This window comes from Mycobacterium sp. SMC-8, assembly GCF_025263565.1.
GTDB lineage: Bacteria > Actinomycetota > Actinomycetes > Mycobacteriales > Mycobacteriaceae > Mycobacterium.
Genome location: NZ_CP079865.1, coordinates 6195367 through 6208205 on the forward strand (window position 1 = coordinate 6195367; position 12839 = coordinate 6208205).

Here is a 12839-nt window from a genome sequence, read left to right on the forward strand (position 1 = left end):
GACATGACCAACGCGTCCAATATCCAGAATCAGGTGGACAGCCCGCACCTGCGGCCGCACACCGCCGACCTGAACCGGCTGCTGGCCGGCGAGCACCACGACCCGCATTCGGTCCTCGGCGCGCATGAATACGACGATCACACCGTGATCCGCGCCTTCCGGCCGCACGCCGTAGAGGTGGTCGCGGTGATCGGCGGCACGCGATATCCGTTGCGCCACATCGAGGCAGGCCTGTTCGCCGTCGCGGTCCCGTTCGTCAATCTGATCGACTACCGGTTCGAGATCAAGTACTCCGAAGACGAGTCGGCCTTCGTGCACACCGTCGCCGATGCCTACCGGTTCCTTCCGACCCTCGGCGAGGTCGACCTGCACCTGTTCTCCGAGGGCCGGCACGAACGGCTCTGGGAGGTCCTCGGGGCGCACCCGCGCAGCTTCACCACCCCCGACGGTGAGGTCACCGGGGTGTCGTTCGCGGTGTGGGCGCCGAACGCCAAGGGTGTGAGCGTCACCGGCGATTTCAACCACTGGGGCAACGAGGCGCAGATGCGCGTGCTCGGCTCCACCGGCGTGTGGGAGCTGTTCTGGCCCAACTTCCCTGACGGCGGGCTCTACAAGTTCCGGGTGCACGGCGCCGACGGGGCGGTCACCGACCGCGCCGATCCGATGGCGTTCGCGACCGAAGTCCCTCCGCAGACCGCCTCGCGCGTGTTCGAGAGCGACTACACGTGGAACGACGAGGAGTGGATGAGCGGGCGGGCGCTGCGCAATCCCGTCTTCGAACCGATGAGCACCTACGAGGTGCACCTGGGCTCATGGCGGCCCGGACTGAGCTATACCGAGCTGGCCGAGCAGCTCACCGCTTATGTTGTTGAGCACGGCTTCACCCACGTCGAGATGCTGCCGGTGGCCGAGCATCCGTTCGGGGGTTCCTGGGGATACCAGGTCACCTCGTACTATGCGCCGTCGTCGCGGTTCGGCACTCCCGACGAGTTCCGCTACCTCGTCGACGCGCTGCACCGGGCCGGCATCGGCGTGATCGTGGACTGGGTGCCCGCCCACTTCCCGAAGGACGCGTGGGCGCTGGGCCGCTTCGACGGCACCGCGCTCTACGAGCACGGCGATCCCCGCCGCGGCGAGCAATTGGACTGGGGCACTTATGTGTTCGACTTCGGTCGAGCCGAGGTGCGCAACTTCCTGGTGGCGAACGCGCTGTACTGGCTGCAGGAGTTCCACGTCGACGGGCTCCGCGTGGACGCCGTCGCCTCGATGCTCTACCTCGACTATTCCCGCCCGGAAGGCGGCTGGTCGCCGAACATCTACGGTGGCCGCGAGAATCTCGAGGCCGTGCAGTTCCTGCAGGAGATGAACGCCACCGTGCACAAGATCAACCCCGGCATCGTCACCATCGCCGAGGAGTCGACCTCCTGGCCGGGCGTGACGCGCCCGACAAGCCTTGGCGGCCTCGGCTTTTCGATGAAGTGGAACATGGGATGGATGAACGACACGTTGGAGTTCATCAAGCGGGACCCGATCCACCGCAGCTACCACCACCACGAGATCACCTTCTCGATGCTGTACGCGTTCAGCGAGAACTACGTGCTGCCGATCAGCCACGACGAGGTGGTGCACGGCAAGGGCACGCTGTGGGGCCGGATGCCAGGCGACGATCACAGCAAGGCCGCAGGCATTCGCGGCCTGCTCGCCTACCAGTGGGCACACCCGGGCAAGCAGCTGCTGTTCATGGGCCAGGAATTCGGCCAGCGTGCCGAGTGGTCCGAGGAGCGCGGGGTCGACTGGTTCCAGCTCGACGAGCAGGGCTTCTCCGACGGAATTCTGCGAATGCTCACCGATGCCAACGAGATCTACCGCACGCGCCGGGCGTTGTGGTCGCGGGACACCCAACCCGAGGGCTACTCCTGGATCGACGCGAACGACTCCGCCAACAACGTGCTGAGCTTCCTGCGGTTCGGCGACGACGGCTCGATGATGGCGTGCGTGTTCAATTTCTCGGGCTCAGAGCACACCCGCTACCAGTTGGGGCTGCCGCATGCGGGCAAGTGGCGCGAGGTGCTCAACACCGATTCCGATACCTATCACGGTTCGGGCATCGGCAACTACGGTGCCGTGGAGGCCACCGACGAGCCGTGGCACGGCAGGCCGGCCTCAGCGGTGATGGTGCTGCCGCCCCTGACCGCGCTGTGGTTCGAGCCCGAAAAACCCTGATCGACTTTGCGGCGAAATCGCATTCCACGCGCCAAATCCCGAGTCGGGGCCGCATGGAATGCGATTTCGGCGGGATCAGTAGAGGGCGTTGGCCAGATTGCGCCGCCCCGCGATGACGTCCGGGTCGGCTGGGTCGAACAGATCGAAGAGCTCGATGAGGCGGGTGCGCACCCGGGTGCGGTCGTCGCCTTCGGTGCGCTTCACCAGAGCGGTCAGCCGCGCGAACGCGGCGGCGACATCCTGCTGCATGACCTCGACGTCGGCGGCGGCGAACGCGGCGTCGATGTCGTCGGGTGCCGCATCGGCCGCGGCGATCGCGTCCCGGGAATGCGTGGTCGCACGCTGCAGGAACTCGATCTGACGCACTGCGCCCTTGGCCTCGGGATGATTCGGGTCGGCGTCGAGGATCGCCTGGTACGCGTTGCGTGCGGCGTCGAAATCCCCGGCGTCGAGATGGGCGCGCGCCTGCTCAACCTCGGGATCGACCGCTTCAGCGCCGTCTGCATCGCCGGCACCCCCGGCGAGCTTGCCGGCTGTTGCGCTCAGCAGGGAGTCGATCCAGCGCCGCAGCTGCTCGGGCGGCTGCATGCCCTCGAAACTGGACAGCGGTCGGCCCGCGGCCAACGCCACAACGGTCGGCACCGCCTGCACACCGAACATCTGCGCGACGCGCGGCGTGGTGTCGACATTGACCGAGGCGAAGGCCCACTTGGGGCCGTCGGCGGCGGCCAGCGCGGACAGCGCCTCACCGAGTTGGACACTGGAATCGCTGCGCGGCGACCACAGCAGCACGACGACGGGCACCTCGGTGGAGCGCGCCAGCACCTCGGCTTCGAGGTTGGCTTCGGTGATCTCCACGCCACCCGGGTTCCCTGCCGGCGCGCTATCGCCGGCCGCGGGGCGTTGCTTGAGCGCCGACAGGTCGACAGCTCCCGTCAGCGCAGACGAAATTCGGGGTCCAGGTCGAGTCACATCTCAAGTCTGTCACGTCGTTTCGGGTACCGGCGCGCCCGGTCGAGGAAGCCCGTCGGAAACCGGCTGGGATCCCATCCGACCACTGCGATCAGCCCATATGAGGAAGATCACACTACCTAACGGTACGATGCTGCCCAGCAACGCCAGCAACCACGTCCCGACACCCCATTTGTTCAAGATCCCGACGACGAGCGCGGCCACCCCGAACGCGACGAACACGCCGCCGTGCACCGGGCCGAACACCTTCACACCGATCTCGGTCTGCGGTGAGCCCAGGTACTTGAAGTACATACCGAGCAGCAGTCCGACCCAGCTGACCGCCTCGGCAAAAGCGATCAACCGGAACCAGCCCGCCGCGCTGCGGAGGTCGTAAGCGCTAGTCATGCCGGCCATTGTGCCCGACCGCACGACCAGCTACTACACCGCGTCGTTGATGCGAGTTGCTCAGGGCCTGCGCAGGATCAGGGCGTCACCCTGCCCGCCGGCGCCGCACAGCGCGGCCACCGCGTAGCCCGAACCGCGACGAGCCAACTCCAGCGCGGCGTGCAGCGTGATCCGCGCGCCGGACATCCCGATCGGGTGACCGATAGCGATGGCGCCGCCGTTGGTGTTCACCTTCTCAGCGTCGATCCCCAACTCCTTGGTCGACGCGAGCGCCACGGCGGCGAATGCCTCGTTGATCTCGACGACGTCGAGCTGGTCGACCGAGATGCCTTCCTTGGTCAGCGCCTTCTTGATCGCGTTGGCCGGCTGGCTCTGCAGCGTCGAATCCGGACCGGCCACCACGCCGTGGGCACCGATCTCGCACAGCCAACTCAGCCCCAACTCCTCGGCCTTGGCCTTGCTCATCACCACGACCGTGCATGCGCCGTCGGAGATCTGCGACGCCGAACCGGCGGTGATGGTGCCGTCGTTGCGGAACGCGGGCTTCAGGCCCGAGAGCGACTCGGCGCTGGTATCGGCGCGGATGCCCTCGTCCTCGCTGAACTCGATCGGGTCGCCCTTGCGCTGCGGGATCTTGACGGGCACCACCTCGTCGGCGAAGACCCCGTCCTTCCACGCCCTGGCCGCCTTCTGATGCGACGACGCCGCGTACTCGTCCTGCTCGGCGCGGGTGAATCGGTCGACGTCGTTGCGCTGCTCGGTCAGCGCGCCCATCGGCTGATCGGTGAACACGTCGTGCAAACCGTCGTAAGCCAGGTGATCGAGCGCCGTGACGTCGCCGTACTTGTACCCTGACCGGCTGTTCATCAGCAGGTGCGGGGCCTGGGTCATCGACTCCTGACCACCGGCGACGATGACGTCGAACTCACCCGCCCGGATCAGCTGATCGGCCAGCGCGATCGCATCGATGCCCGACAGGCACATCTTGTTGATCGTCAGCGACGCCACGTCCCACGGGATGCCGGCAGCCACCGCAGCCTGCCGCGCCGGCATCTGGCCGGCGCCGGCCGTCAACACCTGGCCCATGATCACGTACTCGACCGCGGAGGCGGGAACGTTCGCCTTCTCCAGCGCGCCGGCGATCGCCACGGCACCGAGATCACTGCCCTTGAAATCCTTGAGCGAACCCATCAGCTTGCCCACCGGGGTACGCGCTCCAGCAACGATCACTGACGTCGTCATGACGACCTCCACACTTGTTTCGGATGGCTGGAAAGAGGCTATACGTGCGCACCGGCCTATTCGAAACTGATCTTGTCAGGTTACCTTTACGTTATGACCGCCGAGCAGACTGACGCCCGTCCGGCATTGGCCACCGCGCTGGTGACCGGGATTGACCATGTCGGCATCGCCGTCCCCGATCTGGACGTGGCGATCAAGTGGTATCACGACCACCTGGGCATGATCGTGCTCCATGAGGAGATCAACGAGGAGCAGGGTGTCCGCGAGGCGATGCTGTCGGTGCGCGGCGCGCCGGTGGGCAGCGCACAGATCCAGTTGATGTCGCCGCTGGACGAGACCTCGACGATCGCCAAGTTCATCGACAAGCGGGGCCCCGGCCTGCAACAGCTGGCCTACCGAACCAGCGACATCGACGCGCTCAGCGAGCGCCTGCGTGAGCAGGGCGTCCGGCTGCTGTACGACACCCCGCGGCGCGGCACCGCGAACTCGCGGATCAATTTCATCCATCCGAAGGACGGCGGCGGCGTGCTGATCGAGCTGGTCGAGCCCGCCAAGGATTCGGCAGCGCACTAGGACCACCGGCGGGTCGGACCGCGCGTGGCGCGGTGCGTCCAGCACGACGTGTGCCAGTGACGCCGATCGTCCACCCCTTCCGGATCGTCGACCGGCCACACGACGACGTGCGCCGTGCCCGGCCGAATCTCGTGATCGCACCCCGGACACCGGTAAGCCTTGGCCGCCCGCGCGCCCGGCACCGTGCGGACCTCATAGTCGTAGCCGTCGGCGCCCGCCTCGATGCGCCGCGGCGCGGGCAGCGGGTCACGCACCGGCGCTCGTCTGCGCGGAATGCGCCGCCTGCCCATCAGAACAGTCGGAACTCGTCGTTGTCCATGCCCCGCATCTTGTCGTAATCCAAAGTCACACAACGGATTCCACGGTCAGTTGCCAGCGTGCGGGCCTGCGGTTTTATCTGCTGGGCGGCGAACACCCCGGCGACCGGCGCCAGCAGCGAGTCCCGGTTAAGCAGCTCGAGGTAGCGGGTGAGTTGTTCGACTCCGTCTATCTCGCCCCGGCGCTTGATCTCCACAGCGACCGAGCGGCCCCGCTCGTCCCGGCACAGCAGGTCGACCGGCCCGATCGGGGTCATGTACTCGCGACGCACCAATGTGTAGCCGGCGCCGAGCAGTTCGACGTGCTCGGCCAGCAGGGCCTGCAGATGCGCCTCGACGCCGTCCTTGACCAGACCCGGGTCGACACCCAACTCATGGGAGGAGTCGTGCTCGATTCCCTCCACCGTGATCCGCAACTGCTCCCCCGCCTTGTTCTCGACCACCCAGACCGGCGCTTCGCCGTCGGGCTGCTCGATGATCCAGCAGGGGGGAGACATCCAGTTCAGGGGCTTGTAGGCACGGTCGTCGGCATGCACACTGACCGACCCGTCTGCCTTGAACAGCAACAGCCGCCGGGCCGAAGGCAGGTGAGCGGTGAGTCGTCCGACGTAGTCCACGGTGCACTGGGCGATGACGAGGCGCACGGAACCACCATAGATGTCGGACGAAGTGTCACTAGGCTGACGCCACAATGAACGCGACGAAGAGCGTGCCGCATCGGTTGGGCCGAGTGCTGGAGAGGGTGACTCGACAGAGCGGGCGGCTGGGGACGCCGGACTACGGGTCCTGGCTGCTGGGCAAGCCGGAGGAAAGCCAAGCCCGACGACGCGTCCGCATCCAGGTCATCCTGACAATCCTTCTCCTGTTCACCAACATCCTGGGCATCGCGGTGTCGCTGTTGCTCAACACGGTCGCCATCCCGGTGCCCAGTGTCTTCTCCGACGCCCCCGCGTGGCTGACCTTCGGCGTCGTGCCCGCCTACATGGTGCTGGCCCTGGTTTTCGGCACGGCGTGGATCACCTCGCGGACCGTCGGGTCGTTGCGCTGGGCGATCGAAGAGCGCAGCCCGACGCGCACCGATCAGCGCAACGTGTTCCTCGCCCCGTCGCGGGTGGCGCAGATGCTGCTGCTGCTCTGGGGTTTCGGCGCTGCGCTGCTGACGCTGCTGTACGGCCTGCAGGACACGGCCTTCATCCCGCGGTTCCTGTTCGCGGTGGGCTTTCCGGGCATCGTGGTCGCGACCGCGTGTTACATGATCACCGAGTTCGCGTTGCGCCCGATCGCCGCGCAGGCGCTCGAGGCGGGCCGGCCGCCGCGCCGGCTGGCGCACGGTGTGATGGGCCGGACCATGACCGTGTGGCTGCTGAGTTCCGGGGTGCCCGTCCTCGGCATCCTGCTGCTCGCGATATTCGCGCTGGCCCTGCAGAATCTGAGCTCGACGCAGTTCGCCATAGCAGTGATGATCATCGCGCTGGTCGCCCTGCTCTTCGGGTTGATCCTGATGTGGCTGCTGTCATGGCTCATCGCCACCCCGGTGCGCGTCGTGCGGGCCGCGCTCCAGCACGTGGAGGACGGCGATCTGGACTGCAACCTGGTGGTGTTCGACGGCACCGAACTCGGTGAGCTGCAGCGCGGCTTCAACTCGATGGTGCACGGCTTACGCGAACGCGAGCGGGTGCGCGACCTTTTCGGCCGGCACGTCGGCCGCGAAGTCGCCCTGGCCGCCGAGAAGCAGCAGATAGAACTCGGCGGCGAGGAACGCCACGCGGCCGTCATCTTCATCGACATCATCGGTTCCACCCAGCTCGTCACGAGCAGGCCCGCCGCCGAGGTCGTCGAGTTGCTCAACCGGTTCTTCGACGTGGTCGTCGACGAGGTCGACAACCACCACGGGCTGGTGAACAAGTTCGAGGGCGACGCGGTCCTGGCGGTGTTCGGCGCGCCCGTCGCGCTGGACAACGCCGAGACCGAGGCGCTCTCGGCAGCCCGCGCGATGGCGCGGCGGCTGCGCACCGAGGTGCCGGAGTGCGCCGCGGGCATCGGCGTAGCGGCCGGCCAGGTGGTGGCGGGCAATGTCGGGGCCAAGGAACGTTTCGAGTACACGGTGATCGGTGAGCCGGTCAACGAAGCCGCGAGATTGAGCGAACTGGCCAAGAACGAGCCTCACCTGCTGGTGGCCTCGGCCGACGCGGTCGAGGGCGCGACCGAGTCCGAGCGTGCGCACTGGCAGCTGGGTGAGACCGTGACGCTGCGCGGGCACGATCAGCCCACGCGGCTGGCCACCCCGGCCGGTGAACCGTAGGTCACCGCGAAGGACGGGACCGCCTCGGTTGGCAAACCTGCCCCGGATCGGCATGTCCCAACCGGAAATCGGTCGGTGTCCGGATTCGTGATGTACAGCGACGGCCAACGACGTCGAGCATGGTGGGGACGAGCCGGGAGAGGCGGTTGAGGATGACGATCAGTGTGGCCGAGCGCGCGGAGCTGCGCAGTGCGGTCGGTGAACTGTTGGCCGACAAGTGCACCGAGGCCGACGTGCGGCGGGTGATGAACTCCGAGGAGGGCTTCGATCGCGAACTGTGGGGTCGATTGGCCGATCAGGGTGTGCTGGGCATGCTCGTCGACGCCGACTTCGGCGGGCTGGGTTTCGGTGCTCTGGAACTCGAAGCCGTCGCCGAGGAGACCGGCGCCGCGCTGCTTCCGGGACCGTTCATCTCCAGCGCCGTGCTGACCGTCGCATTGATCAACGCAGCGGGTTCCGACGAGGACAAGCAGCGATTGCTGCCCTCTCTGGCCGACGGCGCTGCCATCGGCACCGTGGCCCTGACAGGCCGGACCGGTTCGTGGACGGCCGACGGCGTGGACGTGCAAGCGGGTGCCGACGGCACCCTCACCGGCGCCGCGCACTACGTCACGTGGGGGCAGGTCGCCGACGTCGTGCTGGTCGTCGCCCGCACCGACGACGGTGTCGGCGTGTTCGAGGTGGACACGGCCGCAACAGGTTTCGACCGGGCCGCGGTCACCGTGTTCGACCCGACCGTGCGTCTGTCCACCTACACGTTCACCAACACCCCCGCGCGCCGCCTCGGCACCGCGGGCTGGGAGGCCGTCCAGGAGGCATTGGACTTCGCAGTGGTCGCGTCGGCCGGTGAGCAGGTCGGCGGCACGCGGCGCATCTTCGACATCACCATCTCCTACCTCAAGACCCGGTTCCAGTTCGGCCGGGCGATCGGTAGCTTCCAGGCACTCAAGCACATGGCTGCCGATCTGCTGTTGGAGGTCGAGTCGGCTACCTCGGCGGCGCGAAACGCCGCGGCACAGCTCGCCTCCACCGACGACACGGCCGACAGCACTGCCGAGGCGCGTGCCGGGGCCGTCGCGCTGGCCGGGTTCGCCTGCGCCGAGGCCTATGTGAAGACCGCCATGGCTGCGGTACAGATGCACGGCGGCATCGGCTTCACCTGGGAGCACCCCGCCCACCTGTACGTCCGTCGGGCCCGCAGCAGCCTGCAACTGTTCGGCGGCTCGGCTTCGCACCGCGAACGCTACCTGCTCTCGAAGGGCGCATGAGAAATGAGCGACAACAATCTGCCCGGCTCCGACGAACTGCGCGCCGAGGTCCGCCAATGGCTGGCCCAGAACTGGACCGGTGTCACGCTGCCCAAGTCCGATGACCCGTGGGTCAGCCCGCCCGAGCGGATCGCGTGGCTGGACAAGGTTGTCGAGGCCGGCTACGGCGCACCCACCTACCCCACCGAATGGTACGGACGGGCGTACCCCAACAAGCTGGCCAAGGTGATCGCCGAGGAGTTCCGCGCGGTCCGCGCGCCCGGCGCCTGCCAGGACCAGTTCAGCATCCCGGCCAACACGACGCTCGCGTTCGGCACCGATCGACTCAAGGCCGATCTGCTGCGGGACTTCCTGACCGAGAAGTCGCGCACCTGTCTGCTCTACAGCGAGCCCGGCGCCGGTTCGGATCTGGCCGGTGTGCGTACCACCGCGGTGCGCGACGGCGACCAGTGGACCATCAACGGCCAGAAGGTGTGGACCTCAGGTGCACAGACCTGCGACTACGCGCTGTTGATCGCGCGGACCGACTGGGATGTGCCCAAGCACCAGGGCATCACGTTCTTCATCGTGCCGATGAAGCAGCCCGGTATCGAGGTGCGCCCGCTCATCCAGATCACCGGTGAATCGCACTTCAACGAGGTGTTCATCACCGATGCGTTGGTGCCCGACGCCTACGTCGTCGGCGGCGTCGGCAACGGCTGGCGAGTGCTGCAGACCGCCCTGGCCTACGAGCGCTCCATCATGGGTTCCAGCAGTCGGATCGGCCGCAACAGCTCCAAGGCCAACGGCCTGGTCGAACTGGCCCGCGAGCATGGCCGTCTCGACGTCGCCGCGATCCGCCGGTCGCTGGCCGACGTGCTGGCATTGCGAGAACTGAACAGTCTCAACAATGCTCGCGCCAAGGCCGACGCCAAGCAGGGGACCTCCAGCCCGGTCATGTCGCTGGGCAAGCTGGCCATGTCTGCCATCCTGCACGCCGAGGCACGGTTGAAGACCGACATCATCGGCGCCCAGGCGCTGCTGGCCGGGGCCGAGAACCCGGAGGCCGACGACGTCAACTTCCTGACGCTCAACGCGTTCTTCACCTCGATCGGTGGCGGCACCGACCAGATTCAGCGCAACATCATCGGCGAGCGGGTCCTCGGGCTGCCCAAGGAGCCCGAAGTCGACCGCGACATCGCGTTCCGCGAGATCCGGAAGAACTGATCAGATGAGTTACGACCCACCGCTTTCCGGTGTTCGGATCCTTGATCTGAGCACCGGTCCGATGACAGCTGTCGCGCGCCTTCTCGCCGACCTGGGCGCCGAGATCACCGTGGTACAGCTGCATGGCATCACCGACGATGCGACGGTCGGCCCGTACATCGACGGCGTGCCGATCGGCACCGCGATCAACCGCAACGGCATGCCCGTCGTCGAGGTGGACGCGTCGACTCCGGCCGGCCGGCAGACGTTCGCCGGACTGCTCGACCGCGCCGACATCCTGATCGAGAACACCCGTCCCGGCTCGCAGGCCGAGGCGGCTCTGGAGGTGCGCACCATCCGCGCCCAGCACCCCGATCTGGTGATCCTGTCGATCAGTGATTTCGGGCGCGATTCGGAGTACCGCACGTGGCAGGCGACTGGCCCTGTGCTGCACGCACTTTCGAGCGAGCTGTCGCGGTCCGGCATTCCCGGGCGGGAGCCGCTGATCCCACCCGCAGATCTGCCGTACCAGGTGGCGGCCGGGCAGGCCGCGGTGATGACGCTGAGTGTGTTCCTGGACCGGTTACGCACCGGCGAAGGCGATCTGATCGACTTCGCGGTCCTCGACGGCGCGATGCAGGCCCTCGATCCGCCGTTCGGGTCTGCGGGCAGCGCGTCGGCCGGTGTCGCGGTCAGCGCCCAGCAGCGCGACTGGAATGCCGAGAAGCAGCGCTACCCGATCATCGGATGCAAGGACGGGCACGTTCGCATCTGCATCCTGTCGAAGCGGCAGTGGCACGGCATGTTCACGTTGATGGGCAAGCCCGAAGAGTTCGCCGATCCGTCCTACGACAAGCTCGGAAAGCGTTTCAGGTCACCACATCTTCTCGAAGCGATCGAACGCTTCTGCGCCGACAAGACGCGCGCGGAACTGGAAACTCAGTGCCAGGCGCACGGTGTGCCCGCGGCGGCGGTTCTCACGCTGTCGGAAGCACTCGATGCCGAACACTTCACCACCCGCGGTTTCTTCCACGACGCGGAACTGGCCCCCGGTGTGGTGGCGCCGATTCCGGCGGGCGTCAGCGAGATCGACGGCCATCGGGCCAGCGCGCTGAACGTGCCGGCGACCGCGGCACCGCGCCCGTCGGAGGCGCCGCTGCTGGCCGCTCGCGACCGCCAGGGCCAGGGTCTGCCGCTCGGCGGTGTCCGCGTCCTCGATCTCGGCGTGATCGTCGTCGGAGCCGACACCGCAAGGCTTTTCGGTGACCTCGGCGCCGACGTGGTCAAGATCGAACATTCCGCACATATGGACGGCCTGCGGATCGGCAGACCGACAGCGATGACGCAGCCGTTCGCGGCGGGCCACCGAAACAAGCGGTCGATCGGCATCGACCTGCGCCTGGAGGAGGGCCGGGAACTCGCGCACCGACTCGTGACGCAGTCGGATGTGGTGCTGACGAACTACAAGCCAGGTGTGGCCGAAGCACTCGGAATGGACTACGCGACGCTGCGCCGGATCAACCCGAACATCGTGGTGGTCGACAGTTCCGCGTTCGGCCCGACGGGCCCGTGGGCCAAGCGGTTGGGCTACGGCCCGCTGGTGCGCGCCGCGGTGGGTTTCACGAATCTGTGGACCTACCCGGGCGAAGTCGACACGTTCTGCGACACCGTCACCGTCTACCCCGACCACGTGGCCGCGCGGATCGGGACGCTGTCGGCACTGGCGTTGCTGCTGCGGCGCGAGCGCACCGGCGAGGGCGGCGCGGCCAGCATCTCGCAGGCTGAGGTGATGCTGAGCCACCTCGCCGCCGACATCGCCGCCGATGCGCTGCAGCGCGCAGGGCACACCGACACCGGCACGGTGGCCGCGGACAGCCCGTGGGGCCTGTATCGCACCGCCGGTGACGACCAGTGGGTCGCGATCACCGTGCGCGACGACACCGACCGCCGCGCGCTGGCCGGCGTCGTGGGCCACTCCGCGCAACAGTCTGCCTCGCTGGACGAGGCCGTGCGCGTCTGGACCGCGCAACGGTCGCATCTGGACGCGATGACCGTATTGCAGGCCGCGGGTGTACCGGCCGGCGCGGTGCTGCACGCCCATGAGATCCCGGGGTGGGGCTACTACGAGCAGCGCCGCGCGTTCCGCGAGGAACTGCACCCGCATGGAACCGAGCCGTTCATGATGGAGAACGTCCAGATCCACTGCGATCACGTGCCCGACCCGCCGCTGGGACAGGCGCCGTTGCTCGGTGAGCAGACCGCCGAGATCGCCACCGAACTGCTCGGGCTCGACGCCGCCGAGATCGCTGCGCTACTGGAGCGCGGTGTGCTGGAGAGCCCGGTGGTGGGGGTCCCCGCCCAGCCGTGATC

11 protein-coding genes are annotated in these 12839 nt (G+C 67.6%); 6 read left to right on the forward strand and 5 right to left on the reverse strand.

The genetic code is table 11. The features are described from left to right. The first annotated feature begins 3 nt into the window (after nt 1–3). The gene (gene glgB, locus KXD97_RS29740) at nt 4–2223 is read left to right on the forward strand and encodes a 1,4-alpha-glucan branching protein GlgB (RefSeq protein ID WP_260754604.1); all 2220 of its coding nucleotides are present in this window, start codon (nt 4–6) and stop codon (nt 2221–2223) included. A 75-nt stretch (nt 2224–2298) separates the two neighbouring features. Here the strand turns inward: glgB and KXD97_RS29745 are convergent, their stop codons facing one another. From KXD97_RS29745 to KXD97_RS29755, 3 genes are read right to left on the reverse strand one after another with little or no spacing between them, the layout of a single operon-like run. Next, complete coding sequence (locus KXD97_RS29745) at nt 2299–3195, reverse strand: tetratricopeptide repeat protein (RefSeq protein ID WP_260754605.1); 897 nt, start codon at nt 3193–3195, stop codon at nt 2299–2301. Nucleotides 3196–3207: 12 nt separating this feature from the next. Next, nucleotides 3208–3591 (reverse strand): DUF3817 domain-containing protein, encoded by a 384-nt coding sequence (locus tag KXD97_RS29750; protein WP_260758214.1) that lies wholly within the window; start codon nt 3589–3591, stop codon nt 3208–3210. Between the two features lie 51 nt (nt 3592–3642). Continuing rightward, entirely contained in the window at nt 3643–4824 is a 1182-nt protein-coding gene (locus KXD97_RS29755) for an acetyl-CoA C-acetyltransferase (RefSeq protein WP_260754606.1), read from the reverse strand. A 93-nt stretch (nt 4825–4917) separates the two neighbouring features. On the opposite strand from KXD97_RS29755, the gene mce reads away from it, so the two are divergent. Next, a complete protein-coding gene (gene mce / locus KXD97_RS29760; RefSeq protein WP_260754607.1) occupies nt 4918–5397 on the forward strand; it encodes a methylmalonyl-CoA epimerase in 480 nt (159 codons plus the stop codon). Here mce and KXD97_RS29765 read toward each other — a convergent pair. After that, nucleotides 5394–5687 (reverse strand): hypothetical protein, encoded by a 294-nt coding sequence (locus KXD97_RS29765; RefSeq protein WP_260754608.1) that lies wholly within the window; start codon nt 5685–5687, stop codon nt 5394–5396. The genes mce and KXD97_RS29765 overlap by 4 nt on opposite strands. Next, complete coding sequence (gene nucS, locus KXD97_RS29770) at nt 5687–6358, reverse strand: endonuclease NucS (RefSeq protein WP_260754609.1); 672 nt, start codon at nt 6356–6358, stop codon at nt 5687–5689. The genes KXD97_RS29765 and nucS overlap by 1 nt, the downstream gene beginning before the upstream one ends. Nucleotides 6359–6405: 47 nt before the next feature. Here nucS and KXD97_RS29775 point away from each other — a divergent pair, with 47 nt between their 5' ends. The 4 genes from KXD97_RS29775 (at nt 6406) to KXD97_RS29790 (ending at nt 12837) form a co-directional block, all read left to right on the forward strand. Next, nucleotides 6406–8016 (forward strand): adenylate/guanylate cyclase domain-containing protein, encoded by a 1611-nt coding sequence (locus KXD97_RS29775; protein ID WP_260754610.1) that lies wholly within the window; start codon nt 6406–6408, stop codon nt 8014–8016. A gap of 152 nt (nt 8017–8168) precedes the next feature. Continuing rightward, nucleotides 8169–9284, forward strand: a complete 1116-nt coding sequence (locus KXD97_RS29780; protein ID WP_260754611.1) for an acyl-CoA dehydrogenase family protein — start codon at nt 8169–8171, stop codon at nt 9282–9284. A gap of 3 nt (nt 9285–9287) precedes the next feature. Then, nucleotides 9288–10490, forward strand: coding sequence for an acyl-CoA dehydrogenase family protein (locus KXD97_RS29785; protein ID WP_260754612.1), 1203 nt, complete (start codon nt 9288–9290; stop codon nt 10488–10490). A gap of 4 nt (nt 10491–10494) precedes the next feature. After that, entirely contained in the window at nt 10495–12837 is a 2343-nt protein-coding gene (locus KXD97_RS29790; RefSeq protein ID WP_260754613.1) for a CoA transferase, read from the forward strand. Nucleotides 12838–12839 lie beyond the last annotated feature (2 nt).

Excerpts from the sequence above, each read along its gene's own strand:
- glgB (WP_260754604.1), top strand. The coding sequence starts at position 4 with ATGACCAACGCGTCCAATATCCAGAATCAGGTGGACAGCCCGCACCTG.
- KXD97_RS29750 (WP_260758214.1), bottom strand. The coding sequence starts at position 3,591 with ATGGCCGGCATGACTAGCGCTTACGACCTCCGCAGCGCGGCGGGCTGG.
- KXD97_RS29755 (WP_260754606.1), bottom strand. The coding sequence starts at position 4,824 with ATGACGACGTCAGTGATCGTTGCTGGAGCGCGTACCCCGGTGGGCAAG.
- mce (WP_260754607.1), top strand. The coding sequence starts at position 4,918 with ATGACCGCCGAGCAGACTGACGCCCGTCCGGCATTGGCCACCGCGCTG.
- KXD97_RS29765 (WP_260754608.1), bottom strand. The coding sequence starts at position 5,687 with ATGGGCAGGCGGCGCATTCCGCGCAGACGAGCGCCGGTGCGTGACCCG.
- KXD97_RS29775 (WP_260754610.1), top strand. The coding sequence starts at position 6,406 with ATGAACGCGACGAAGAGCGTGCCGCATCGGTTGGGCCGAGTGCTGGAG.
- KXD97_RS29780 (WP_260754611.1), top strand. The coding sequence starts at position 8,169 with ATGACGATCAGTGTGGCCGAGCGCGCGGAGCTGCGCAGTGCGGTCGGT.
- KXD97_RS29785 (WP_260754612.1), top strand. The coding sequence starts at position 9,288 with ATGAGCGACAACAATCTGCCCGGCTCCGACGAACTGCGCGCCGAGGTC.
- KXD97_RS29790 (WP_260754613.1), top strand. The coding sequence starts at position 10,495 with ATGAGTTACGACCCACCGCTTTCCGGTGTTCGGATCCTTGATCTGAGC.